The 25909-nt window shown below is 61.2% G+C and carries 23 protein-coding genes; 7 read left to right on the forward strand and 16 right to left on the reverse strand.

All coding sequences use genetic code 11. The features are described from left to right. The 4 genes from JMV15_RS05875 to JMV15_RS05890 all read right to left on the reverse strand — a co-directional run bounded on the left by JMV15_RS05875 (nt 1) and on the right by JMV15_RS05890 (nt 6196). Complete coding sequence (locus JMV15_RS05875) at nt 1–1713, reverse strand: putative 2-aminoethylphosphonate ABC transporter permease subunit (RefSeq protein ID WP_014720359.1); 1713 nt, start codon at nt 1711–1713, stop codon at nt 1–3. 1 nt (nt 1714) lies between these two features. Beyond that, complete coding sequence (locus tag JMV15_RS05880; protein ID WP_003195180.1) at nt 1715–2779, reverse strand: putative 2-aminoethylphosphonate ABC transporter ATP-binding protein; 1065 nt, start codon at nt 2777–2779, stop codon at nt 1715–1717. 236 nt (nt 2780–3015) lie between these two features. Then, on the reverse strand, nt 3016–3879 hold the full coding sequence (locus JMV15_RS05885; protein ID WP_038451885.1) for a LysR family transcriptional regulator: 864 nt from the start codon (nt 3877–3879) through the stop codon (nt 3016–3018). 16 nt (nt 3880–3895) lie between these two features. Then, nucleotides 3896–6196 (reverse strand): heavy metal translocating P-type ATPase, encoded by a 2301-nt coding sequence (locus tag JMV15_RS05890; protein WP_201491317.1) that lies wholly within the window; start codon nt 6194–6196, stop codon nt 3896–3898. An 85-nt stretch (nt 6197–6281) separates the two neighbouring features. Between JMV15_RS05890 and cadR the strand changes: the two genes are divergently transcribed. Further along, nucleotides 6282–6722: a Cd(II)/Pb(II)-responsive transcriptional regulator gene (gene cadR / locus JMV15_RS05895; protein WP_003195185.1), complete on the forward strand. Its 441-nt coding sequence runs from the start codon at nt 6282–6284 to the stop codon at nt 6720–6722. Nucleotides 6723–6852: 130 nt separating this feature from the next. Here the strand turns inward: cadR and JMV15_RS05900 are convergent, their stop codons facing one another. Beyond that, entirely contained in the window at nt 6853–7686 is an 834-nt protein-coding gene (locus JMV15_RS05900) for a thymidylate synthase (protein ID WP_038451888.1), read from the reverse strand. Nucleotides 7687–7737: 51 nt separating this feature from the next. Beyond that, complete coding sequence (gene lgt / locus JMV15_RS05905) at nt 7738–8550, reverse strand: prolipoprotein diacylglyceryl transferase (protein ID WP_003195189.1); 813 nt, start codon at nt 8548–8550, stop codon at nt 7738–7740. Nucleotides 8551–8766: 216 nt separating this feature from the next. Here lgt and JMV15_RS05910 point away from each other — a divergent pair, with 216 nt between their 5' ends. Then, a complete protein-coding gene (locus tag JMV15_RS05910) occupies nt 8767–9513 on the forward strand; it encodes an NRDE family protein (protein WP_201491318.1) in 747 nt (248 codons plus the stop codon). A 231-nt stretch (nt 9514–9744) separates the two neighbouring features. On the opposite strand, the gene ptsP is transcribed toward JMV15_RS05910, so the two are convergent. Further along, on the reverse strand, nt 9745–12024 hold the full coding sequence (ptsP, locus tag JMV15_RS05915) for a phosphoenolpyruvate--protein phosphotransferase (RefSeq protein WP_003195193.1): 2280 nt from the start codon (nt 12022–12024) through the stop codon (nt 9745–9747). 22 nt (nt 12025–12046) lie between these two features. Then, a complete protein-coding gene (locus JMV15_RS05920) occupies nt 12047–12526 on the reverse strand; it encodes an RNA pyrophosphohydrolase (protein WP_003176750.1) in 480 nt (159 codons plus the stop codon). Between the two features lie 143 nt (nt 12527–12669). Here JMV15_RS05920 and JMV15_RS05925 point away from each other — a divergent pair, with 143 nt between their 5' ends. Continuing rightward, complete coding sequence (locus JMV15_RS05925; protein ID WP_014720365.1) at nt 12670–13326, forward strand: histidinol-phosphatase; 657 nt, start codon at nt 12670–12672, stop codon at nt 13324–13326. Nucleotides 13327–13420: 94 nt separating this feature from the next. On the opposite strand, the gene JMV15_RS05930 is transcribed toward JMV15_RS05925, so the two are convergent. Continuing rightward, nucleotides 13421–13834, reverse strand: a complete 414-nt coding sequence (locus JMV15_RS05930) for a DUF2269 family protein (protein WP_014720366.1) — start codon at nt 13832–13834, stop codon at nt 13421–13423. A gap of 40 nt (nt 13835–13874) precedes the next feature. After that, nucleotides 13875–15389, reverse strand: a complete 1515-nt coding sequence (gene ilvA, locus JMV15_RS05935; RefSeq protein ID WP_014720367.1) for a threonine ammonia-lyase, biosynthetic — start codon at nt 15387–15389, stop codon at nt 13875–13877. Between the two features lie 138 nt (nt 15390–15527). Between ilvA and rpiA the strand changes: the two genes are divergently transcribed. Together rpiA and JMV15_RS05945 are read left to right on the forward strand one after the other, a co-directional pair. Next, entirely contained in the window at nt 15528–16199 is a 672-nt protein-coding gene (gene rpiA, locus JMV15_RS05940; protein ID WP_003195201.1) for a ribose-5-phosphate isomerase RpiA, read from the forward strand. A gap of 333 nt (nt 16200–16532) precedes the next feature. After that, nucleotides 16533–18479, forward strand: coding sequence for an autotransporter domain-containing protein (locus JMV15_RS05945; RefSeq protein ID WP_014720368.1), 1947 nt, complete (start codon nt 16533–16535; stop codon nt 18477–18479). Here JMV15_RS05945 and JMV15_RS05950 read toward each other — a convergent pair whose 3' ends face one another. The 4 genes from JMV15_RS05950 to JMV15_RS05965 form a co-directional block, all read right to left on the reverse strand. Further along, nucleotides 18480–19388 carry an SdiA-regulated domain-containing protein gene (locus JMV15_RS05950; RefSeq protein ID WP_014720369.1) on the reverse strand — a complete coding sequence of 303 codons (909 nt, stop codon included), beginning with the start codon at nt 19386–19388 and terminating at the stop codon, nt 18480–18482. It lies immediately after the preceding gene. Between the two features lie 121 nt (nt 19389–19509). Further along, complete coding sequence (locus JMV15_RS05955) at nt 19510–20433, reverse strand: SdiA-regulated domain-containing protein (RefSeq protein ID WP_014720370.1); 924 nt, start codon at nt 20431–20433, stop codon at nt 19510–19512. A gap of 247 nt (nt 20434–20680) precedes the next feature. Further along, nucleotides 20681–21346 carry a fumarylacetoacetate hydrolase family protein gene (locus tag JMV15_RS05960; protein WP_014720371.1) on the reverse strand — a complete coding sequence of 222 codons (666 nt, stop codon included), beginning with the start codon at nt 21344–21346 and terminating at the stop codon, nt 20681–20683. 22 nt (nt 21347–21368) lie between these two features. After that, nucleotides 21369–22763 carry an FAD-binding oxidoreductase gene (locus JMV15_RS05965; RefSeq protein ID WP_014720372.1) on the reverse strand — a complete coding sequence of 465 codons (1395 nt, stop codon included), beginning with the start codon at nt 22761–22763 and terminating at the stop codon, nt 21369–21371. Nucleotides 22764–22968: 205 nt separating this feature from the next. Between JMV15_RS05965 and serA the strand changes: the two genes are divergently transcribed. Then, a complete protein-coding gene (gene serA / locus JMV15_RS05970; protein WP_003195214.1) occupies nt 22969–24198 on the forward strand; it encodes a phosphoglycerate dehydrogenase in 1230 nt (409 codons plus the stop codon). A 68-nt stretch (nt 24199–24266) separates the two neighbouring features. On the opposite strand, the gene JMV15_RS05975 is transcribed toward serA, so the two are convergent. Further along, a complete protein-coding gene (locus JMV15_RS05975) occupies nt 24267–24707 on the reverse strand; it encodes a DUF4399 domain-containing protein (RefSeq protein WP_014720373.1) in 441 nt (146 codons plus the stop codon). 134 nt (nt 24708–24841) lie between these two features. Here JMV15_RS05975 and JMV15_RS05980 point away from each other — a divergent pair, with 134 nt between their 5' ends. Further along, on the forward strand, nt 24842–25315 hold the full coding sequence (locus tag JMV15_RS05980) for a transporter substrate-binding domain-containing protein (RefSeq protein ID WP_014720374.1): 474 nt from the start codon (nt 24842–24844) through the stop codon (nt 25313–25315). A 109-nt stretch (nt 25316–25424) separates the two neighbouring features. Here the strand turns inward: JMV15_RS05980 and JMV15_RS05985 are convergent, their stop codons facing one another. Beyond that, nucleotides 25425–25907 (reverse strand): DUF523 domain-containing protein, encoded by a 483-nt coding sequence (locus JMV15_RS05985; RefSeq protein WP_019817777.1) that lies wholly within the window; start codon nt 25905–25907, stop codon nt 25425–25427. Nucleotides 25908–25909 lie beyond the last annotated feature (2 nt).

Genomic DNA, 25909 nt, shown 5'->3' on the forward strand with positions numbered 1-25909 from the left:
TTATTGGCCAGGTGCGCGCTGGCGCCAGGCTTGGGAGCGGCGCAGCGCGCCACGTGAGGCCCACGCCAGCAGCAGCGAGACGCTGGCCGAAGTGAACAAGATCAGGGTCGACATGGCCGCCGCACCGCCCACATTGCCGGCGTCGTCCATGTTCAGCACGGCGACGGCGGCGAGGATGGTGTCGGGGCTGTAGAGGAAAATCGCGGCGGACACGGTGGTCATCGCCGAGACAAACAGGTAGCGCAGGATGTCCAGCAGCGCCGGCAGACAGATCGGCACCGTGACGCGCAGATAATGGCGGTACAACGGTGCCTTGAGGGACAACGCGGCGGCTTCGAACTCGGCGTCCAACTGGCGCAAGGCGGTGGTTGCAGTCATCTGCGCGGTGGTCAGGTAGTGCGCAATGGTGCACACCACCAGCAACGCCATGCTGCCGTACAACACATGCAGCGGGTTGCCGTTGAGGTTGAAGAAGAACACGTAGCCCAGCCCCAGGACCAGGCCCGGCACGGCCATCGGCACGAAGCTGAGCATGCGCAGCGCCAGGTTGAGGTTCTTCTGGCCCTTGGTCTTTTCCATCAGGTAGGCGCCGGTGAAAATCAGCACGCTGCCGATCAACGCGGTGCACAGCGCCATGGTCAGGCTGTTGCGATAGGCCAACCAGCCGCCGCCGGCGGTGTCTTCGAACTGGTAGTGGTTGAGCGACAGCGACAGGTTGTACGGCCAGAATTTCACCAGCGAGGAGTACACCGCCATGCCGAACACCAGCAGCAACGCCGCGCAGATCAGCAGCACGATGGCCAGGTAGCAGCCGTCGCGCAGCCGCGATGGCGCTGGCTGGAACACCTGGGCGCGGCCGCTCATCGCGTCGCCATGCCGACGGCGCAACCACGCATCCACGCCAAAGCTGAACAGCGCCGGCAGCAGCAACACCATGCCGATCAACGCGCCGCGACCGAACTGTTGCTGGCCCACCACGGCCTTGTAGGCCTCCAGCGCCAGCACCTGGTAATCGCCGCCCACCACCACCGGTACCCCGAAGTCGGTGATGGTCAGGGTGAACACCAGGCAAAACGCGGCGAACACCGCCTGGCGCGTGGCCGGCCAGGTAATGCTGCGAAACGCCCGGGCCGGGCTGGCGCCCATGCTCGAAGCGGCGTCGAACAAACGCGCATCCGCCAGGGACAACGCCGACAGCAAAATCATCAAGGCATGGGGAAAGGTGTAAATCACCTCACCGAGCACAATGCCCCAGAACCCATAGATATTCTCCGAGAACAAGCCGCGCAGGAGGCCCTGGTTGCCGAACAAATAGACCAGGGCAATGCCCGGCAGCATCGACGGCGCCATCAATGGCAGCAATGACAGGCCACGCCAGATGGACTTGCCGGGGATCAGCGTGCGTTGCAGGGCATAGGCAAACAAGTAGGCCAGCGGCACGACGATGGCCGCCACGCTGAGGGAAACTTTCAGGCTATTGCCCAGCAACCAGTGGAAGTTGGCGCTGCTCAGCAGTTCGCGAGCGGCTACCAGGCCACCGCCCTGCCCGGCTTCGCTGCTGAAGCCGCGCCAGAAGATCGCCAACAGCGGCAACAGCACCGCCACCACTAACAGGCCCAGCCAGAGCCACTTGCCGCCGACCACGAAGAGGCGGTCGCCCCACTCGGCGCGGGACACCTGGCGCGGTACCGGCAATGTCATCACCGCCCCCATCTCAGGCAAACACCTGCAGGCTGCGCGGCGGCAACGCCACCCAGATGTCCTGGGCGCCCAGGCGCGGCATGGCTTCCGGCGCCAGTTCAGCCAGCAACGGATGGCCTGGCAACTGCTCCAGCTCAAAGCTCATGCGGCAGCGGTTGCCGAGGAAGGTGATCTCGCGAACCTTGGCCGGGAACAGGTTTTCTTCATGCACCGGCGGGTTGACGCAGATCGCTTCCGGGCGGCAGAACAAGCGGCCCGATTGGGCGACACCCGCGTCCTCAGCCAGGCGCATGTTCAGCCCACCCACCTGGGCATGGCTGGCGCTGTTACGGCTGAACGGCAACCAGTTGCCCTGGCCGACAAACTCCGCCACGAACGGCGTGGCCGGGCGGTCGTAGATTTCCTGGGGCGTGGCGTACTGCTCGACCTTACCGTTGTTCATCACGGCAATGCGGTCGGCCATCAACATGGCTTCGTCCTGGTTGTGGGTCACCATCAAGGTGGTGATGCCCAGGCGCCGCTGCAGTTGGCGCAGTTCGGTGCACAGGTGCTCGCGCACGCGGGCATCGAGGGCCGACATCGGCTCATCCAACAGCAATAACGACGGCGCCGGCGCCAGTGCGCGGGCCAGGGCGACGCGCTGTTGCTGGCCGCCGGAGAGTTGGCCGGGGTACTTCTTTTCGCTGCCCACCAGGCCCACCAGCTCAAGCATCTGCGCGACCCGCTTGCGCACTTCATCGCGGCCGCTGCCCGTAAGGCCGTAGCCGATGTTCGCTTCAACGCTGAGGTTGGGAAACAACGCATAGGACTGGAACAGGATGCCGTAGTCCCGCGCCTGGGGTGGCAGCAGGGACACGTCCCGCTCGCCCAGGTAAAGCTCACCGCTGTCCTGGCGCTCCAGGCCGGCGATGCAACGCAGCAGTGTGGTCTTGCCGCAGCCGGACGGGCCCAGCAGGCACACCAGCTCGCCGGCGGCGACGTCTAGGGAGACGTTGTCCAGCGCGGTGAAGGCGCCAAAGCGTTTCTGGATTGCGCGCACTTTCATCGGTGCGCCGGGTTGGGTTAGGGCTGTGTGCATGGTGGCACCTCATCGAACGGATGAAGGCCATGCTAGGGAGGGAATGCGTAGCGGGTGTGGCAGGAAGGCAAAAGGAGGTGATAGTGGTATTGGTGGATTTGTGTAGGACTCAAGGAGATGGGTGACTCATGGTCCGCTATCGCAGGCAAGCCAGCTCCCACACTTGAATAGGTTCACACATCAAAATGTGGGAGCTGGCTTGCCTGCGATGGCCATTTAAAAGCCGCCATCCATGTTCAGAGGGGTGACATTTCCTGAGCCAAACCAAGAAACGCCGCCGGCAACCGCGCCCCTTTGCGCTCCTTGAGGCAATACAGATACTCCGGAATCTGCGGTGCATTCTCGATGGTCAGCACGCGCAACTGCGGGTCATGGGGCACTTCCTGGCGGGCGATGATGCTAATGCCGATGTTGCGCAGCACCGCCTCGCGAATCGACTCACGGCTGCCAATCTCCAGCAACGGCCCGTACCCCACGCCGGCGTTCTTCAACATTTCTTCCGTCAGCCGGCGGGTGGTGGAGCCCGCTTCACGCATCAGCAAGGTGTGCCCGATAAGCGCGCTCAACGGTACGTGATCGAGCTTGGCCAACGGGTGATTGCGGTGCACCGCCAGCACCAGCGGGTCCGTGCCCAGCACGCGGCGGATCAGACGGGCATCTTCCAGCAATTGCGATGAGGCCGCGACATCGACGCGGTAATCGTCCAACGCCTCAAGCACCTGTTGGGAATTGCCGATTTCCACCGAGACTTCCACCTGGGGCAGTCGCTCACGAAAAGCTTTGACCAGATCGAGGATGTAATACGGCGCCGTTGCTGCAATTCTCAGCGCACCCTGGACCTGGCCGTTGTTGCGCAGGAAAAACTCGATATCCGCTTCCTGCTGCAACAGCGCCTTGACCATCGGCAACAGCCGCGCGCCTTCGTCGCTGACGGTGAGGCGGCGGCCGCCACGGTAGAACAACTCGACGCCGTAGTGGCCTTCGAGGTTGCGAATCTGGGTGGTCACCGTGGGCTGGCTCAAGCCGAGTTTCTTCGCCGCCTGGGTAATGCTGCCCAGGCGGGCGACCATGAAAAACGCCTTTAACTCAGCACTCAGCACACCACCCTCTCATCCGCTATTTGCGCACCAGGCGCAGGCCATTGAACACCACGAGCAGGCTCACGCCCATGTCGGCGAAGACCGCCATCCACATGGTCGCCATGCCCATGAACGTGACGGCCAGGAAGATCGCCTTGATCACCAGCGCCAGGGCGATGTTCTGCTTGAGGATACTCGACGTTTGCCGCGACAACCGAATGAAAGCCGGAATCTTGCGCAAATCATCGTCCATCAGCGCCACGTCGGCGGTCTCGATAGCGGTGTCGGTGCCCGCCGCGGCCATGGCGAAGCCGATCTCGGCACGGGCCAGGGCCGGGGCGTCGTTGATACCGTCACCGACCATGCCCACCCGACGGCCCTGGCCGTAGAGGGTTTCGATGGCTTGCAGTTTGTCGGTGGGCAACAGGTCGCCCTGGGCCTGGTCGATACCCACCTGGGCCGCAATGGCCTTGGCAGTGTGGGTGTTGTCGCCGGTGAGCATCAGGGTCTTGATGCCCAGGTCGTGCAACTGCTGAATGGCTTCGCGGCTGCTCTCCTTGACCGTGTCGGCCACGGCAAACAGCGCCAGCGGGCCAGACTTGTCCAACAGCAACACCACGGACTTGCCTTGTTTTTCCAGGGCGAAGAGTTTTTCTTCCAACGCCTCTGAGCACAAGCCCAGGTCTTCCACCAGGCGGTGGTTACCCAGGTGATAGGTCTGGCCGTTGATATCACCCCGCACACCGCGCCCGGCCAGGGCTTCGAAGTTATCCACAGCGTGAGTCGACAGGTTTTTATCCACAGCTGCGTTGGCAATCGCCAGGGACACCGGGTGATCGGAGCGCGATGCCAAGCTGGCCGCCAGGGCCGGCGCGCTGTCTTCGATGTTCGGGAACAGCGGCAGGTAGTCGGTTTGCACCGGTTTGCCGTGGGTGATGGTGCCGGTCTTGTCGAGGGCTAGGTAGTCGAGCTTGTAGCCGCCCTCCAGGTACACGCCGCCCTTGATCAGGATGCCTTTGCGCGCCGCTGCCGCCAGGCCGCTGACAATGGTCACCGGGGTGGAGATCACCAAGGCACAAGGGCAGGCCACCACCAGCAGCACGAGGGCGCGGTAGATCCAGTCAAACCACACGCCCGCCATGAACAGCGGCGGAATCACCGCCACACCGAGGGCAAACAGGAAGACAGCCGGGGTGTAGACCTTGGAGAAACTGTCAACAAAGCGCTGGGTTGGCGCCCGTGCCCCTTGGGCCTGTTCCACGGCGTGAATGATCCGCGCCAGCGTGGAGTTGTTGGCCGCGGCGGTGACCTTGTACTCCAGGGCGCCGGCCTGGTTGATGGTGCCGGCAAACACTTTATCGCCCACGGTTTTTTCTATCGGCAGGCTTTCCCCGGTGATCGGTGCCTGGTCGATGGTGGACTGGCCGGCCGTGACTTCCCCGTCGAGCCCGATGCGCTCGCCAGGCTTTACCCGCACAATCGCCCCAAGATCAATGCTCTTGACCTCTTGTTCCAGCCAGGAACCGTCAGCCTGGCGCACCGTGGCCTGTTCCGGAGTCATCTGCATCAGGCCGCTGATGGCGTTGCGCGCACGGTCCAGGGACTTGGCCTCGATCAACTCGGCCACGGTGAACAGGAACATCACCATCGCCGCTTCGGGCCACTGGCCAATCAGGATCGCGCCCGTCACCGCGATGCTCATCAAGGCATTGATATTGAGGTTGAAGTTCTTCAGGGCAATCCAGCCCTTCTTGTAGGTGGTAAGGCCGCCGCTGAGAATCGACACCAACGCCACCAGCGCGATTACCCAGGTGGGCGCCACACCAGTGAAGTGCAGCACCTCGGCCCCCAGGGCACCCACGCCCGACACCGCCAGCGGCCACCAATGTTTCTTGGCGGGCGGCGCGGCGGCAGGGCTGCCTTCTTCGATAGGGTCGGCCTGCATGCCGATGGACTTGATTGCCTCAATGATCGGCGCGGTGTTCGGCAGGTCATGGGTGACGCCGAGGATGCGGTTGATCAGGTTGAATTCCAGTTGCTGCACGCCAGCGAGCTTGCCCAGCTTGTTCTGGATCAGCGTCTGCTCGGTAGGGCAGTCCATGGCTTCGATGCGGAAGGTGCTCAGGCGCGAGCCGGCGGTGGGCGCCTCGCTCAGGGTCACGATGGCAGGCCCGGCAGCGCCGGAGCAGCAGGAGCCGGAATGGCCGTGGTTATCCACAGGCGTGAGTTTGGCGGGCCCATGGTCATGTTTGTGATCATGACCGTGATCGTGATCGTGATCGTGATCGTGATCATGCTTGTGGTCGTGCTTGTGCGGGGTATGAATGGAGTGGCTCATCAGGTCGCGTCCGTAAAGGTGCCTGTTGCCAAGTAAAGACCCTGTAGCCACTATAGGGTCAAGCGCCCATTTGGAGATTGCTGCGATGAAGATCGGCGAACTGGCCAAACTCACCGATTGCCCGGTGGAAACCATCCGTTATTACGAGAAGGAAAACCTGCTGCCGCCCCCGGCACGCACCGACGGCAACTACCGCGTGTACACCCAGGCGCACACCGAGCGGCTGACCTTTATTCGCAACTGCCGCAGCCTGGACATGACCCTCGAAGAAATCCGCAGCCTGCTGGGTCTGCGCGACAGTCCCCAGGACCAATGCGAAAGCGTGAATGCCTTGATCGACGAGCATATCCACCATGTGAAAGCGCGGATCGACGGGTTGTTGGCCTTGCAGGAACAACTGCTGGACCTGCGCCAACGTTGCGGCGGTGGGAACCAGTGCGGGATCTTGCAGCAGTTGGAAGTCAGCGGCGGGATTGCGGCCAGCGAGGCCGAGCCTTCGCATGTGGGCAGAAGCCACGGCCATTAACTCAAGCGAACACCAAACCTATGTGGGAGCTGGCTTGCCTGCGATAGCGGCGGGCCCGCGACATTGATGTCGCCTGACACTGCGCTATCGCAGGCAAGCCAGCTCCCACAGTTTTTCACCGAGTAAGGCTTTAGATAGCTACGTCGGCCTTGATGCTTGGGTCGGCGTCGTAGCCCACAATCTCAAAATCTTCGAACTTGTAGTCGTAGATCGACGCAGGCTTGCGCTTGATCACCAGTTCCGGCAGTTTTTTCGGCGTACGCGCCAACTGGGTCTGGATCTGTTCCATGTGGTTGCTGTAGGCGTGGGTGTCGCCCGTGGTGACGATGATCTCGTGGGGGATCAGGTCGCACTGCTGGGCCAGCATGTGGGTCAGCAACGCCAGCGCGGCAGTGTTGTACGGCAGCCCCAGGAATACGTCGGAGCTGCGGATATACAGCTGCATCGACAGATGGCCGTCATGCACGAACGCCTGGTACAGCAAATGGCACGGCGGCAGGGCTTGCTTGCCGTTACGCGCGTTTTCCTGCGGGCTCTGGGTTTCGTCCGGCAGGTATTCGACGTTCCAGCCGTGGAACAGGATGCGGCGGCTGTTGGGGTTGGTTTTGAGCGTGTGCACCATGTAGTCGATCTGGTTGATCGTGCTGCCGTCCTTGGTCGGCCAGGCGGTCCACTGCTCGCCGTACACGGGACCCAGGTCGCCGTCTTCGGTGGCCCACTCATCCCAGATCTTCACGCCATTTTCGTTGAGCCACTTGATGTTGGTGTTGCCGCTCAACATCCAGATCAGTTCGTTGGCGATGCTTTTGAAGTGCAGCTTCTTGGTGGTCAGCAGCGGGAAGCCGTCGGCCAGGTTATGCCGATACTGACGCGCAAACACAGCCTTGGTGCCGGTGCCCGTGCGGTCGCCCTTGGTCAGGCCATTGGTCACGACGTCCTGCAGCAGTTCGAGATATTGCTTCATGTTTTTACCCGTATCGTTGAAGCCAAGACCTCCTGGTCTTGGCATTCGAATTTAAAGCGCGGCGTTCTTCAGCGGCTGCGGGCGATTGTACGCCCACCACAGCATGCCCAGGCCCGCCAGGATCATTGGCAAGCTAAGCACCTGACCCATGGTCAGCCAGCCCCATGCCAGGTAGCCCAACTGCGCATCCGGTACCCGTACGAATTCGACGATAAAGCGGAAAATCCCGTAGAACAGCGCGAACATACCCGACACGGCCATGGTTGGGCGTGGCTTGCGCGAGAAGATATAGAGAATAAGGAACAGCGCCACACCTTCCAATGCGAACTGGTACAGCTGCGACGGGTGGCGCGGCAGTTGCGCCGGGTCGCTGAACGGCGGGAACACCATCGCCCACGGCACGTCGGTCGGCTTGCCCCACAGCTCGGCGTTGATAAAGTTACCAATGCGCCCGGCACCCAGGCCGATCGGCACGAAGGGGGCGACGAAGTCCATCAGCTGGAAGAACGACTTGCCATTGCGCCGGCCAAACCACCAGGCGGCGATCATCACGCCGATAAACCCGCCGTGGAACGCCATGCCGCCCTTCCACACTTCGAAGATCAGGGTCGGGTTGGCGAGATACGCAGACAGGTCGTAGAACAGCACATACCCCAGGCGCCCGCCGACGATCACCCCCATCGACATCCAGAACACCATGTCGGAGAGCTTCTCCTTGGTCCAGGTCGGGTCGAAACGGTTCAGGCGCCGGGAAGCCAACAGCCAGGCGCCGCCGATGCCGATCAGGTACATCAACCCGTACCAATGGATTTTCAGCGGACCGATGGCCAGGGCCACCGGGTCGATCTGCGGGTAAGGCAGCATTGCGACTCCTCGTTAAAACATTTAGTCATGACGCACCGGACCATGCCGATGTGCGATTAAGCCTGCGTTACAGCGGCGAGATCAAATTAAGAAGTTCACATACACGCCAAATAGCCCGGCATGTTAACGGATCAGAGGTGCACGGCCCAACTTCGAGACGATGGAACACCGGCGCGTCTGTGGGTAGAGTGGCAAAAACACAAAAGGGGTCACCCAATGTGCCTGATTGTTTTCGCCTGGCGACCGGGCCATGCCCTGCCGCTGATCGTCGCGGCCAACCGCGATGAGTTCTACGCCCGCCCCAGCCTGCCGCTGGCCCAGTGGGCGGATGCGCCCCAGGTCTATGCCGGTCGCGATCAGGAGGCCGGGGGCACCTGGCTGGGGGTGAACGCGGATGGGCGCTTTGCCGCCTTGACCAACATCCGCGACCCGCACCAGCCACCGGCACGCAAGTCTCGCGGCGAACTGGTTGCGCGGTTTCTCAGCGGTTCGCTGCCGATCGACGATTATTTGGCCGATGTAAATGGCCGCTCGATTGAATATGCCGGGTTCAACCTGCTGGTGGGCACGCAGGATGAGCTGTGGCACTACAACGCCAATGATACCGAGCCGACGCGGTTGAAGGCGGGGGTGTACGGGTTATCCAATGCCGGGCTGGATACGCCATGGCCGAAGCTGGTGAAGGCCAAAGCAGCGTTCAGCGCCGTGCTGGAGAACCCCGAGCCTGAGGCACTGCTGGGGATTCTCAGCGACCCGCAGACCGCGCCGTTTGCTGAGCTGCCGGACACCGGCGTAGGCCTGGCGACCGAAAGCCTGCTGTCGAGCGTGTTTATCGCCAGCCCCAGTTATGGGACACGGGCGAGCACAGCGCTGATCGTGAATGCCGATGGGACGCGGCGGATGCTGGAGCGCAGCTTTGGCCCGCACGGGGGGCGGCTGGGTGAGGTGGACCTGATGTTTTAGCGCTGCTTGGACCACCGCTATCGCAGGCAAGCCAGCTCCCACAGGGGAATGCATTCCACAGGTGGGAGCTGGCTTGCCTGCGATGAAGGCGCCTCGGTCTTTGATCGTTCCCACGCTCTGCGTGGGAAACGCCTCTTGTGACGCTCTGCGTCACGCTCTAAAAGCCGACGCGGAGCGTCCAGGGCTGCCTTCCCACGCAGAGCGCGGGAACGATCTGCTAGAAGCTCGCTCCTACAGGGTTTTGGCCGAGGCCGGGTTGATCATCCGGGTCAACCCCAGGTTTTTCAGCGCCAATTGCAGCGAGCTGTGGATAACTTGCGGGTTGTCGATGGTCATCAACTCGGCGAGCAAATCCTTGGCCCTGCTCAATTCCACCTGGCGCAGCATCCACTTCACTTTCGGCAAGTTGGTGGCGTTCATCGACAGGCTGTCAAAGCCCATCGCCATCAACAGCACCGCCGCCGCCGGGTCGCCGGCCATTTCGCCGCAGATACTCACCGGTTTACCTTCGGCATGGGCGTCGCGCACCACGTGTTGCAGCGCTTGCAGCACCGCCGGGTGCAGGTAGTCGTAGAGGTCGGCCACCCGTGGGTTGTTACGATCCACGGCCAGCAGGTACTGGGTCAGGTCGTTGGAGCCTACCGACAGGAAGTCCACCTGCCGCGCCAGTTCCTTGGCCTGGTACACCGCCGCCGGTATTTCGATCATCACGCCAATCGGCGGCATCGGCACATCGGCGCCTTCATCGCGCACTTCGCCCCAGGCACGGTGGATCAGGTGCAGGGCTTCTTCCAGCTCATGGGTGCCGGAGATCATCGGCAGCAGGATGCGCAGGTTGTTCAAGCCCTCGCTGGCCTTGAGCATGGCGCGGGTCTGGACGAGGAAGATTTCGGGATGGTCGAGGGTAACGCGAATACCGCGCCAGCCAAGGAAGGGGTTGTCTTCCTTGATGGGGAAATAGGACAGTGACTTATCGCCGCCAATATCCAGGCTGCGCATCGTCACCGGTAACGGGTGGAAGGCTTGCAATTGCTCGCGATAAATCGCCAGCTGCTCCTTCTCGCTCGGGAAACGCTGGTTGATCATGAACGGCACTTCGGTGCGGTACAGACCCACCCCTTCGGCGCCGCGCTGTTGCGCACGGGCTACATCCGCAAGCAGGCCGGTGTTGACCAGCAGCGGTACGCGGTGGCCATCGGGGGTGACACACGGCAGCTCGCGCAGCGAATCCAGGCCCTGGGCCAGTTGCTTCTCTTCTTCCACCACCTCGGCGTATTGCTTGCGCAGCACGTCGCTGGGGTTGGTGAACACCTCGCCGCGATGCCCATCGACGATCATGTCGATGCCGTCGACCTTGGAATACGGCAGGTCTACCAGGCCCATCACCGTCGGGATACCCATGGCCCGGGCCAGGATCGCCACGTGGGAGTTACCCGAACCCAATACCGACACCAGGCCCACCAGCTTGCCTTCAGGCACTTCGCCAAGCTGGGTGGCGGTCAATTCTTCACTGACTAAAATGGTGTTATCGGGGAAGACCATGTTGGTGCTGCGGTCTTCCTGCAAATACGCCAACAGACGGCGACCCAGGTCGCGCACATCCGACGCCCGCTCGCGCAGGTAGGCGTCGTCCATCATTTCGAAACGGTTGACGTGATCGGTGACCACCTGGCGCAACGCGCCCTGGGCCCACTGGCCGGTCTTGATCACGGTCTTGACTTCGTTACCCAGGGACGCGTCGTCGAGCATCATCTGGTACACGTCGAACAGCGCACGCTCTTCGGGGCGCAGCTGGGTCGCCAGCTTGGTCGACAGGTTGCGCATGTCGGCGCGCACGCCTTCGAGGGCGGTCTTGAACAGTTTGATCTCGGCGTCGATGTCACTGACGCTCTTGTCCGGCACCACATCGAGGTCGGCGGGCGGCAGCATGACCACCGCGGTACCCACCGCAGCGCCTGGCGAACCCGGTACACCGACGAACTTGGCTTCCTGGATACCCTTGCCCTGGCGCCCCAGGCCGCGAATCGAGCCGGTCGCTTCGGCGTGGGCGATAACCCCGGCCAGTTGCGCGCTCATGGTCACCAGGAAGGCTTCTTCGCCTTCGTCGAACTGGCGACGCTCTTTTTGCTGGATAACCAACACGCCGACAACGCGGCGGTGGTGAATGATCGGCGCACCAAGGAACGAGGCGTAGCGCTCTTCGCCGGTTTCGGCAAAGTAGCGATAACGCGGGTGATCGGCCGCGTTCTCGAGGTTCAGGGGTTCTTCACGCGTCCCCACCAGGCCCACCAGACCTTCATTGGGCGCCATGCTGACCTTGCCGATGGAGCGCTTGTTCAAGCCCTCCGTGGCCATCAGCACAAAACGGTTGGTCTCGGGGTCCAGCAGGTAAACCGAGCAGACCTGGCTGCCCATGGCTTCCTTGACGCGCAACACAATAATCCCCAACGCCGCCTTGAGATCCTTGGCGGAGTTAACTTCCTGGACGATCTTGCGCAGCGTATTGAGCATGGCTCGGGGTCGAACTCCGTCGTCAGTCGCGCGCTAAAAGGCGCGGGGCAAGCTCTTTGAGAGCGCGACGATAAACCTCGCGCTTGAATGTCACCACCTGGCCCAACGGATACCAATAGCTGACCCAGCGCCAGCCATCGAACTCCGGTTTACCGGTCAAATCCATCCGCACCCGCTGCTCGTTGGAGATCAGGCGCAAAAGAAACCATTTCTGCTTCTGGCCGATGCACAGCGGTTGGCTGTGGGTACGCACCAGGCGTTGCGGCAAACGATAGCGCAACCAGCCACGGGTACAGGCCAGAATTTGTACATCTTCGCGCTCAAGGCCGACTTCTTCGTTCAACTCACGGTACAAGGCGTCTTCAGGGGTTTCGTCGGGGTTGATTCCACCTTGAGGAAACTGCCAGGCATCTTGGTTGATTCGGCGAGCCCATAGCACCTGTCCGGCATCATTCGTCAGAATAATGCCGACATTAGGACGGAAACCATCGGGGTCGATCACGGCAACAACCTCGCAAACGCATGTCGCCGCATTGTTCCACAAAGGTTGTTCCAGCGGCAACGAGGCTTCTTACCTTATGTGCACTCTTGTGAAAAGACCGTATTCTGGACGCCTTTTTACAGACTTTTCAGCGAGTAACTGCAATGCGCCTGGCTTTATTCGACTTGGACAATACCCTTCTGGGCGGTGACAGCGATCACGCCTGGGGCGATTACCTGTGTGAACGCGGAATTCTCGACGCGGTAGCCTACAAGGCCCGCAACGACGAGTTCTACCAGGACTACCTGGCCGGCCGGCTGGATAACGCCGCCTACTTGAACTTCTGCCTGGAAATCCTCGGCCGCACCGAGATGGCCCAGCTGGACGCGTGGCACAACGACTACATGCGCGACTGCATCGAGCCCATCATGCTCCCGAAGGCCGTTGAACTGCTGGCCAGGCACCGCGTCGCCGGTGACAAGCTGGTGATCATCACCGCCACCAACCGCTTCGTCACCGCGCCGATTGCCGCCCGCCTGGGCGTCGAGACCCTGATCGCCACCGAATGCGAAATGGTGGATGGCCGCTATACCGGGCGCAGCACCGATGTGCCGTGCTTTCGTGAAGGCAAGGTGACGCGTTTGAACCGCTGGTTGGAAGAAACCGGGCATAGCCTGGAAGACAGCTACTTCTACAGCGATTCGATGAATGATTTGCCGTTGCTGGAGCAGGTGACGCACCCGGTGGCAGTGGATCCGGATCAGAATTTGCGCGCCGAGGCTGAAAAGCGTGGTTGGCCGGTGATTACACTGCGCAGCTGATGACGCTATCGCAGGCAAGCCAGCTCCCACATTTGGAATGCATTCCCCTGTGGGAGCTGGCTTGCCTGCGATGAACGCGACGCGGTCTAACGCTTTAAACCGGCTTGGCGCCCATAAGCCCGGCAATCGCCACAAACCCCACCAGGCTGACCACCGCCAGCACCAGGGTGAAATTCAGGCTCCCGCCCTCGCCCTTGCGCAGCCGATTGAGCCGCGCCACCAGCCAGAACCAGGCCAGCGCCGCCACGGTGTAGAGGATGCTGGAGCCCAAGATCCAGGTTTGCCCCAATGGCCAGCCGAGCAGGTGCACCAGCCACCAGCCGGTGAAGGGCATGCTCACCAGGCAAATCCCCATCAGCAGCCATACAAATGCCCAGGGGCGCTGCACGGTCGCGGCCGGGCCGGCGCTGCGTTTACGCCACGCCAATACCGCCAGGCCCAGGCCGCTGAGCAGCAGCAATACGGTGGCGGTGATGTGGATCACCTTGAGGGTGGTCAGCGTTTCCATGGTCTCTATTCCTTATAGGCCGCTCAGTCAGCGTAGTCGCTCAACCGAGGAACAGCTGGTAAGCCGGGTTTTCGCTTTCATCCCAGTACGGGTAACCGATTTGCGCCAACGCGGCAGGCACCAAGTGGCGCTCGTCCGCCGGTACTTGCAAGCCCGCCACCACTCGGCCGTCAGCCGCGCCGTGGTTGCGGTAGTGGAACATCGAGATATTCCAGCGCCCGCCGAGCTTGTGGAGAAAGTTGAACAACGCCCCCGGCCGCTCCGGGAATTCGAAGCGAAACACCAACTCGTCGCTGACTTTGGCCGCATGCCCGCCGACCATATGGCGAATGTGCAACTTGGCCAGTTCGTTCTCGGTAAGGTCCAGCACCGGGAAACCCTGGCTGGTCAAACTGGCCACCAACGCGCTGCGCGGGTCGTTCTCCGGGTGGGTCTGCACGCCGACGAAAATGTGCGCTTCGCTGCCGGAGTGGTAGCGGTAATTGAATTCGGTGATCTGGCGTTTGCCCACCGCTTCGCAGAAGGCCTTGAAGCTGCCCGGCCGCTCGGGGATGGTCACCGCGATAATGGCTTCACGGCCTTCACCCAGTTCGGCGCGCTCGGCCACATGGCGCAAACGGTCGAAGTTGACGTTGGCGCCCGAGTCAATGGCGACAAAGGTCTGGCCGCTGACACCGCGGGTCTCGACGTATTTTTTGATCCCGGCCACGCCCAGCGCGCCGGCCGGCTCGGTGATGGAGCGAGTGTCATCGTAGATGTCCTTGATCGCCGCACAGATTTCATCGGTGCTGACGGTGATCACTTCATCCACGTAGTCTTTGCAAATGTCGAAGGTGTGCTGGCCGATCTGCGCCACCGCCACGCCGTCGGCGAAGATGCCCACGGTCGGCAATACCACGCGCTCGCCCGCCGCCATGGCGGCTTGCAGGCAGTTGGAATCGTCCGGCTCCACGCCGATGATCTTGATCTCCGGGCGCAGGTATTTCACGTACGCCGCAATCCCGGCGATCAGACCGCCGCCGCCCACCGGTACGAAAATCGCGTCCAGAGGCCCTGGGTGCTGGCGCAGGATTTCCATCGCCACGGTGCCCTGCCCGGCAATGGTGTGCGGATCATCGTAGGGGTGGATGTACACGTAGCCTTTTTCGTCGACCAGCTTGAGCGAGTAGGCCAGGGCTTCCGGAAAGGAATCACCGTGCAGCACCACTTTGCCGCCCCGGGAGCGCACGCCTTCGACCTTGATCTCCGGGGTGGTCTTGGGCATCACGATGGTGGCTTTCACCCCCAGCACCTTGGCCGCCAGGGCCAGGCCCTGGGCATGGTTGCCGGCCGACGCGGTGACGACGCCGCGTGCACGTTCTTCGGCACTGAGCTGGGTCAGCTTGTTGTAGGCGCCGCGAATCTTGAACGAGAACACCGGCTGCAAGTCTTCGCGCTTGAGCCAAATCTTGTTACCCAGCCGCTCGGAGAGCTGGCGGGCAGTCTGCAAGGGGGTTTCCACGGCGATGTCGTAAACACGCGAGGTGAGGATTTTTTTGACGTAGTGTTCAAGCATCGGCAGGCATCTACTTCACGGGTTGGGCAGGGCCAAGGAGTCTAACCCAGCGTTTGGCCGGGCGACCACACGAATCCCGAGGTTTTGTTGGGTTATACTCGCCGCCCTCGTTAATTCCCCGCCCGTTCCGGAGCCCGCATGACCCAGGATCAACTCAAACAGGCAGTGGCCCAGGCCGCTGTCGATTTAATCCTTCCTAAACTCGACGACAAGAGCATCGTCGGTGTCGGCACCGGTTCCACCGCCAACTGCTTCATCGACGCACTGGCCCAGCACAAGGGCGCGTTCGACGGCGCCGTGGCCAGTTCCGAAGCCACCGCCGCCCGTCTCAAGGGCCATGGCATTCCGGTGTACGAGCTCAACACCGTGAGCGACCTGGAGTTCTACGTCGACGGCGCCGATGAAAGCGACGAGCACCTGAACCTGATCAAAGGCGGCGGCGCGGCCCTGACCCGCGAGAAGATTGTCGCGGCCGTGGCCAAGACCTTCATTTGCATCGCCGACGCGAGCAAGCTGGTACCCGTGCTGGGCACGTTCCCACTGCCGGTGGAAGTCATCCCCATGGCCCGCAGCCATGTGGCCCGCGAGCTGGTGAAACTGGGCGGCGACCCGGTGTACCGCGAAGGTGTGTTGACCGACAACGGCAACATCATCCTCGACGTGTTCAATATGCAGATCACCAACCCGGTGGAGCTTGAGACGCAGATCAACGCCATTGTGGGTGTGGTCACCAACGGCCTGTTCGCGGCGCGCCCGGCGGATGTATTGCTGCTGGGTACCCCGGAAGGCGTGAAAACCCTCAAGGCCTGACCCTGTGGGAGCCGGGCTTGCCCGCGATGCAGACGACTCGGTGTATCAATGAATACCGAGGCGATGCCATCGCAGGCAAGCCAGCTCCCACATGTGTTTGCGCTCGACTCTAGAGCGATGTAACAAAAACGCTACTTTTCGCAGCACTCCTCGCCAAAACCGTGCGCTCTGTCATGGCACCCCCTGCCCCGCCTGGTATCCAATCCGTTACAAATTACAGCCACGCGACCCACGCGTTTAACAATGCGCCAATTCGCAGCCGCCCATGGAATGAGGCGCGCATTGTGCAAAGGGTCTGGGCTTGCACATTCCCATCACCTCAAGGAAGACCTTGTGATAAAGCCTCTAGCCTTCGCCATCAGCGTTGCCGGTGCCCTGCTGTCCACGCCTACCCAGGCCTACGATTACGGCCAGCACGCCAACACCACCCTGGAAAAACTGATCAACGACTACCCTGGCCGATATCGCGGCACGGCAAATTTTGCCGGGGCAGCCGACTGGATGCAGAGCCAGATGGGCACGGCCTATAGCATCAGCCGTCAGGACTTCACCTGGAACAACGGCAGCCGGGCTTCGCAAAACGTGGTGGCCTCTGCCGCTGGTACCAAGGCCCAGTACGTGGTGATTGGCGCGCATTTCGACACTTACTTCGGCCGCCCGACCCTGCAAGGCCTGGATGACAACGGTTCCGGCGCCAGCGTGCTGACCGAGGTGGCGAAGAACCTCAGCGGCCTGTCACTGGAAAATGGCCTGCAGGTAGTGGGCTTCGGCGCCGAAGAAGAAGGCCTGCGCGGCTCCCGTGCCTTTGTCGACTCACTCAACACCAGCCAGCGCGCCAACATGCTCGCGATGATCAACCTCGACAGCCTGATCACCGGCGACATGATGTACGCCCACGCCGGCCAGAACAGCACCGCCAACCCGGCCTTGGCCTCCTTGCGCGAGCACACCTTCCAGATCGCCAGGGAATTGAACATCCCCTTATTCAGCAACCCCGGCCTGGACCCGCAGTACCCGAAGGGCACCGGCTGCTGCAGCGATGGTGAAGCGTTTGAACCGCTGAATATCCCGATCCTTTATATAGAGGCCACCAACTGGGAACTGGGCGACCTGGACGGCTACACCCAGACCGACAACCCGAAAATCCCCGGCGGCTCGACCTGGCACGACCCGAACGAAGACAACAAAGCCGTGCTGACCGATGCATTCGGCCAGGCGCGCATCGACCAGCGCCTGCGCGACTATTCACGCCTGCTCAGCCGCCTGGTGCTGGAACTGACCAACGCCGACCTGATGGCCTCGACCGCTTCTGGCGGTGCCGTTGCGCGCAATATGCAAGACAACCTGCAGCGCCAGCATCAGGCCCTGGTGCGCCTGCATGATCGCCGTTGGCTGACCCTGCAAGCGGGCAGCCGCGGGGTCGGCAGCTTCGATGGCGAGATCGGCGTGGATGGCGAATACAACCCGGACAGCGGCTTCGACACGGCCCCCAACCCCGAAGCCCGGCGCGTGGGCCTGCATGCCCTCGGCGACTACCAACTGACTTCAAGCCTGAATATCGGCGCCAGCCTCAGCTACCTCAATGGGCGCGACAAACTGGAGCATCGCGGCAAGCTCGACAGCGACACCTGGCAGGCAGCCGTCTATGCACTGCTCAACGATGGCGGGCCACGCTGGCTGGCCGGTGACCTGAGCGTGGGCCACACGCGCTTCGACTCCAAGCGCAACCTGGTCATCCAGGCCAATGGCGGGCCGATCCTGCTCAACCAGCAACTGACGGGCGATACCGATGCCCTGGCGTTGGGCGCACGGGTGCTGGGTGGCTATGACTTTGACTTTGGCGCGATCAAGAGCGGGCCGTTCGCCGGCCTGGACTACAGCCATTACCGCATCGACAAGTTCCACGAAAAGCAGAACCTGCGCACGGCCCTAGAGTACGAAGAGCAGTCTTTCGACTCCCTGGAAGCCAGCCTCGGCTGGCGCGTGCGCGGCGCTGTTGCCCTGCCCTATGGCCTGAACCTGATGCCCTACGGCGACATCGCCTGGGTCAAGGAATTGGCCGACGGCCGCCTGGACGACCTGCAACTCACCGCACGCGCCGATGGCCAGGCCCGCACCGCCAGGCTGGGCTCAGTGGATAAGAGCTTCGCTCGCGCACAACTGGGCAGCCAACTGGCGATCACCCCACAGTTGGGCGTGTTTGCCGAGGTCAATGGCCGCCTCGGGCATGCTGAAGGCAGCCAGACCGGTTATTCGCTGGGTGTGCAATGGATGTTCTGATCAGGGTTTCTTGAACACGTAAAACAGGTTGGGCTCGCTGACCATGTACAGCGTGCCGTCGTCATCCATGGCGATCCCTTCGGCCTGGGGCACGCGCTTGCTCAGGCCATGGCGCCCTTTAAGCAACGACAGACTGCTTAGAGGGCGACCATCAATATCCAGCTCCAAGACCAGGAACGACTCATCCGACAGCGCCAACAGATGGCCACTGCGCTCGTCGTATTGCAGGCTCGACAGGTCGCGCACAAACAGGCCGGCATCGCGCTTGGGGTTGTTGATCACATGTACCGAATAGGTTTTTTCCGGCTTGAAATGGGGAAACCCGTGCACCTCGTAGATCAGCATGGGGTCGCGTTCCTTGGCCACGAACAAGCGCTTGCCCACCGAGTCGTAGGCCAACCCTTCAAAGCCCTTGTTGCCGCCGACGTGCACGCCCAGGGTCATTTGCTCCGCATCGGCGGCGTCGAGGAACTTGGTGTCATCGTCCACATGCACTTTGATCAAGCGCTGCTGGCGCTCATCGCTGATGACGTAGATGTTGTCGCTGATAAATTCCACCGCTTCGGCATCGCCAAAGCCCACCAGCGGAATGCGCCGCAGGATCTTGCCCTCCAGCGACAACTCGACCAGTTCGGCGTTTTTATTGGTGACAGTAAACAGGCTTTTGCGCACGGGGTCGTAGGTCAGGGCCGAGACATCGTCGTCGAGCCCTTCGATCACCTGGCCTTCGAGGGTGACGCGATAATCCGCCAGGCCAATGGCGCGCTCATCCGCAGGCTGGTACCACACCTGCCAGTTGAACCAGGCGCGTTCGAACAGACGGAACTGCTGTGCCACCAGCCCGGCAGTGACCAGGGCGAGCAACAGCAGGATAAAAACAGCAGGTTTAGGGCGGGCAAGTCGACGCATCGGGGCGGGCTCAGAGAAAAAACTGGCGAATAGATATCAAGGTCACCTGAATTTAAACTTAAACGCACCGGACTGCCTGGCGAATGCCGTTTATAAAGAAAACTCTGACGTAATTCGTCAGTTATTTCTGCTTTTCAAAGCGATAGAACAGGTTTGGCTCACTGACCATGTACAGGTTGCCGCTCTCGTCCATGGTCACGCCTTCGGCACGGGGGATCGTGTCTTTCAGGCCATTGAAGCCGCCAAGCAAGGTCATGAAGCTGACTTGCTCGCCCGTTTCATCCAGTTCCAGCAGCAGGTGGGAATCGGCGGACAGCACCAGCAAATGCCCGGTACGTGGGTCGATGGACAGGGCCGACAGGTTGCGCACATCCAGTTCGGTGCTGGCCAGTTTTTGCTTGTCGCCGGTCAGCGTATTGCCATCGCTTTTCCAGGTGAACAGGGCCGGGGGACGTTCTTCGCCCAGCACCAACTGCTGGTTGCGCTTGTCCCAGGTAACGGCCTCAAAGGCTTTGTTCTGATCTTTGGACGGGCCCAGGTCATAACTGGGGAAATCGGCCTTGTTCAGCGCCGTAGTGCCGGCGTCGACCTTGACCACGGTCAGGCTGTGATCGCGTTCATCGACCACCGCCATCAAGCCGTTTTCCATCACTGCCACGCCTTCCGGATTGTTCCAACCGTTGAGCGGCATTTTGCGCAACACATCGCCTTGCAGGCTCAGTTCGACCAGGAAGGGATTCTTGCCCATCACTGAAAACAGGGTTTTGGTCTGCGGGTTATAGGACAGGTCTGATGCCTCGTCCTTCTCCATACCGGGCAGCAACTTGGCGTCGATCACCGCGTGATAGTCCGGCAGCCACACACTTTCCCGGCGTTCGGCCGAACTCTCGAAACGCTCCAGCACCCACAGCAGGCCGCGATCATCCCAGTGCATGGCCCAGGCGATGCCATACAAAATGGCACCAGCCAAAAATACCCAGGAATACCAGCGCATGGACAAGCGAGAGCGAAGCGAGGTTTTCGAAGTGGGCAGAGGCACGACCATTGAGCGCTTTTCCGGAAAGTCAGCTGTAGGGGATAGCACAGGATTCAAGGACCCGCGCGCAAGAGCAGGGAATTATCCGGATAGTGTGTGAAAAAAATGCAAAACGCTGGATCCTGCAGATGTACACAAACAACTGTGGGAGCGGGCTTGCCCGCGATTAAGGGCGTTCAGTCAACTATTCAGTGACTGTCACACCGCCATCGCGGGCAAGCCCGCTCCCACAGTTTGATCGCAGTTTGGCAGTGATTTAGCGCACAACGCTTTCGAAGCGATTGACACCCGCCAGCTCCAACACCACTTCATCCCCCACATTCAACGGGCCAACGCCCGCCGGGGTGCCGGTCAGGATCACGTCGCCCGCTTGGAGGGAGAAGCAACCCGCCATGTACTGAATCATCGGCACAATCGGGTTAAGCATCTGCGCGCTGTTGCCGTCCTGGCGCAATTCGCCGTTGATGCTCAGGCGAATGCCGATATCGGTCACGTCCGCAAAGGTACTGCTGACCACGAAGGGGGCAATCACCGCCGCGCCATCGAAAGACTTGGCGATTTCCCACGGCAAGCCCTTGGCTTTGAGCTCGGCCTGTTTGTCGCGCAGGGTCAGGTCCAGGGCCGGAGCGAAGCCGGAGATGGCGTCCAGCACTTCTTCCCGGCTCGGCTTGGCGGACAAAGGCTTGCCGATCAATACGGCGATTTCCGCTTCGTAGTGCACCGAACCACGCTCGGTCGGAATGGCAAAGCCACCTTCCAACGGCACCACGCAGCTGCCCGGCTTGATGAACAGCAGCGGCTCGGTGGGTACCGGGTTGTCCAGTTCCTTGGCGTGTTCGGCGTAGTTACGCCCGATGCACACCACTTTACCCACCGGGAAGTGGATGTTGGTGCCGTCGACATACTTGTGCTGGTAGCTCATGGAACGACTCCTTCAGGTGCGGTTAAACAGCGAAGATCTTGCCGGGGTTCATGATCCCGTTAGGGTCGAACACGGCTTTGACGGCCTTCATGTATTCGATTTCAACCGGTGAACGGCTGTAGGTCAGGTAATCGCGCTTGGTCATGCCCACGCCGTGTTCGGCGGAGATCGAGCCGTTGTACTTGGCGACGGTCTCGAATACCCACTTGTTAACGGTGGCGCACTTGGCGAAAAACTCATCCTTGCTCAGGTTTTCCGGCTTGAGGATGTTCAGGTGCAGGTTGCCGTCACCGATATGGCCGAACCAGACGATTTCGAAGTCCGGGTAGTGTTCACCGACGATCGCGTCAATTTCGCTCAGGAACGCTGGCACTTTCGACACGGACACCGAGATGTCGTTCTTGTACGGCGTCCAGTGGGAAATGGTTTCGGAGATGTACTCGCGCAGTTTCCACAGGTTGTGCAGCTGGGTTTCGCTCTGGCTCATCACGCCATCCAGCACCCAGCCCTGCTCCACGCAATGTTCGAACGTTTCCAGGGCGTGGTTGGCGACTTCTTCGGTGGTGGCTTCGAATTCCAGCAGGGCGTAGAACGGGCACTCGGTTTCGAACGGCGCCGGCACGTCGCCACGACCAAGGACTTTGGCCAGGGCTTTGTCCGAGAAGAATTCGAAGGCGGTCAGGTCCAGTTTGCTCTGGAAGGCGTGCAGCACCGGCATGATCGAGTCGAAATCAGTCGTGCCGAGCACCATTGCCGTGAGGTTCTTTGGCGCGCGGTCCAGGCGCATGGTGGCTTCGACCACAAAGCCCAGGGTGCCTTCGGCGCCGATAAACAGCTGGCGCATGTCGTAGCCGGTGGCGTTTTTGATCAGGTCGCGGTTCAGTTCCAGCACATCGCCTTTGCCGGTGACGACCTTCATGCCGGCCACCCAGTTGCGGGTCATACCGTAGCGAATTACTTTGATCCCGCCGGCATTGGTGCCGATATTGCCGCCAATCTGGCTGGAACCGGACGAGGCGAAGTCCACCGGATAATACAGGCCGTTTTCTTCAGCGACGTTCTGCAGTTGCTTGGTCACCACACCCGGCTGGCACACGGCGGTGCGGTCGGTGAGGTTCACGTCGAGGATCTGGTTCATATAGTCGAACGACACCACCACTTCGCCATTGGCGGCAACGGCAGCAGCCGACAGACCGGTGCGCCCGCCCGAGGGCACCAGCGCCACCTTGTGCTCATTGGCCCACCGCACGATGGCCTGTACCTGCTCGGTAGTCTTGGGGAACACGATGGCGCTAGGTGCGGGAGCGAAGTGCTTGGTCCAATCCTTGCCGTAAGCCTCCAGGGAGTCGGCGTCGGTCAGCACTTTGCCGGGCTCAACCAGGGTCTTTAGCTCATCAATCAGGGCAGGATGGGTCATCGACAGAACTCTCGAACAATTCATGGTCATCCTGAGAACGCTTCACGTCGCAGGAATAGGTGTTTAGCGGGGTGCGTATGCTAGCATACCGCCCCCGCAGGACAGACCCAAAGGGCGTTTCTGCGGTGACGGCTTTCCTGCCGTCCGGGTCAGCTTGCGCTGCTCGACTCCCTGCCAATTTTCTCCGGGATACAGGTTTACGCAGATGAGCAAGACTTCTCTCGATAAGAGCAAGATCAAGTTCCTTCTTCTGGAAGGCGTCCACCCATCGGCTGTCGACGTTCTGAAAGCCGCCGGGTACACCAGCATTGAGTACATCACCAGTTCTCTGCCGGAAGCCCAGCTCAAGGAAAAGATCGCCGACGCGCACTTTATCGGCATTCGCTCCCGCACTCAGCTGACCGAAGAGATCTTCGACCACGCCAAGAAACTCGTGGCTGTCGGCTGTTTCTGCATCGGCACCAACCAGGTCGACCTCAATGCAGCGCGCGAGCGCGGCATCGCGGTGTTCAACGCACCGTACTCCAACACCCGTTCCGTGGCGGAGCTGGTGCTGGCCGAGGCCATCCTGCTGCTGCGCGGTATCCCTGAGAAGAACGCTTCCTGCCACCGTGGCGGCTGGATCAAGAGCGCGGCCAACTCCTTCGAAATCCGCGGCAAGAAGCTGGGTATCGTCGGCTACGGCTCGATCGGCACGCAACTGTCGGTGTTGGCTGAAGGCCTGGGCATGCAGGTGTTCTTCTACGACACCCTGACCAAGCTGCCATTGGGCAACGCCACCCAAGTGGCCAGCCTGACCGAGCTGCTGGGCATGTCCGACATCGTCACCCTGCACGTTCCGGAAACGGCCGAGACCCAGTGGATGATCGGTGAGAAGGAAATCCGCGCGATCAAGAAAGGCGGGATCCTGATCAACGCCGCTCGCGGCACCGTGGTCGAGCTGGATGCCCTGGCCGACGCGATCAAGGACAAGCACCTGATCGGCGCTGCCATCGACGTGTTCCCGGTGGAGCCGCGCTCCAACGATGACATCTTCGAAAGCCCGCTGCGTGGCCTGGACAACGTGATCCTGACCCCGCACATCGGCGGCTCCACCGCTGAAGCCCAAGCCAACATCGGCCTGGAAGTCTCGGAAAAACTGGTCAAGTACAGCGACAACGGTACCTCGGTATCGTCGGTCAACTTCCCGGAAGTGGCCCTGCCGGCTCACCCGGGCAAGCACCGTCTGCTGCACATCCACCAGAACATCCCTGGCGTGATGATGGAGATCAACAAGGTCTTCGCGGAAAACGGCATCAACATCTCCGGTCAGTTCCTGCAGACCAACGAGAAGGTCGGCTACGTGGTGATCGACGTCGACGCCGAGTACTCGGACCTGGCGCAAGAGAAGCTGCAGCACATCAACGGCACTATTCGTAGCCGCGTGTTGTTCTAAGGCTTCAAGCGCTGGATAAAAAATGGGAGACCCGCAGGGGTCTCCCATTTTTTTTGCCCGAATAACGCTTATTTGACGTTAATGGTGATCACTTTCGAGGCGACTGTGGGTTCGAACTGGCGATGCACGTTGTCGCCGGCCACCAGTTGCAGGGTGTGCTTGCCTGGCGTCAGGGTCAGCTCGGTTTCGGTCTGCGCCTTGCCGAAGTGAATCGAAGTAGGCGTGGCCGGGATCGCCTCATTGGCGTTGAGCGACTCCACCTTCTGGTCTACCAACAGGTGGTGGTGCCCGGCGTTAGGCACTTGTTTGTCGATCGGTTCCAGGTCCAGCTTCTTGACGCCGAATTTGACGGTGAAGGTTTTATCAACGGTGGCGCCATCTTTCGGCGAGACGATGAACACTTCGGCACCTTCAGGCGCAGGTGTACGAGGAAGGTCTGCGGCACTGGCCAACATCGAGGTACCCAGCAAAAGGCTGGCAATCGTTGCACGGGACAAAAGGGCTTTCATTCGCTTCTCCAGTTTTTCGGTGAAATCTGTAGGGTTATGACAACTTCGCGATAAATTGCGGTCCAAGGCACCCGACACCATAACAAAACGTTGCTGAACGGCGTCTCGCCTGTACGAATTCTTTAGGAGTGACCATGCGCTTTTCGCCTGGCCTGTTGCTGTTGCTTCCTCTTCTGAGCCCCTTGGCTCATGCCGAACTGATTGACGACGTCAATGATCGCGGTGAACTGCGCATCGCCCTGGAAGCCAACACCCCGCCGTACAATTTCAAAGAGGGCGACAAACTCGCAGGCTTTGAAGTGGAGCTGGGTGAACTGCTGGCCAAGGAAATGGAGGTGCGCTCCTCGTTTATTACCACCGATAACGCGGACCTGCTGTCCGGTGTGGAAACCGGCAAGTACGACGTGGCCATTAACCATATGGCTATGACTGCCGAGCTTGAGGATCGTTTCGATTTCAGTGAGCCTTACCACCAGAAGCCGGCATTGGCGATCCCGCTCCAGAAGGGCAACCCGGCGTTCAAGACCAGTTTGAACGGGGCGTTGAAGCGGGTTAAGGACGATGGCCGGTTGAAGGCGCTGTCGCAGAAATGGCTCAAGGCGCAATAAAATGTGGGAGCTGGCTTGCCTGCGATAGCGGTCTGTCAGTTACACATAAGGTGCTGATACACCGCTATCGCAGGCAAGCCAGCTCCCACACTTGATCTGTTTAAACTTCTTAAAGCTGCGTGAGGGCAATTGCCGCCTGTGGCAACTCCAACTCACTGAACACCTGCACACCATGGCGCTTGAGCAGCGCCGCCGTGACGCCTTCGCCACTGACCTTCACCCCGCTGAAGGTGCCGTCATGGGTCAACAGATTGCCGCAGGATGGGCTGTTGGCCTTGAGAATGGCGATGCGGATGTGATGGCGTTGCACCAGCGCCAAGGCTTGGCGGGCACCGTCGAGAAAGGCGCTGGTGAAGTCTTCGCCCTCGGCCGTCAGCACCTGGGCGCGGCCTTCCCACACGTCGATCCCCTGCCCGCCTGGGATTTCGGCCGGCGGGCGCGGTGTGGGCAAGCCCCCCGCCACTTCCGGGCAGATGGCAACCACGCGGCCTTCAGCTTGCCACGCTGCCAGTGGGTCGAATGGGCCGCTGGCCCCGCCGTCATAGCGCACCTTGTGCCCGAGCAGGCAGCGGCTGACCAGAATCTTTTCCATGT

It is taken from the genome of Pseudomonas paracarnis (assembly GCF_904063055.1).
Classification (GTDB): Bacteria; Pseudomonadota; Gammaproteobacteria; order Pseudomonadales; family Pseudomonadaceae; genus Aquipseudomonas; species Aquipseudomonas paracarnis.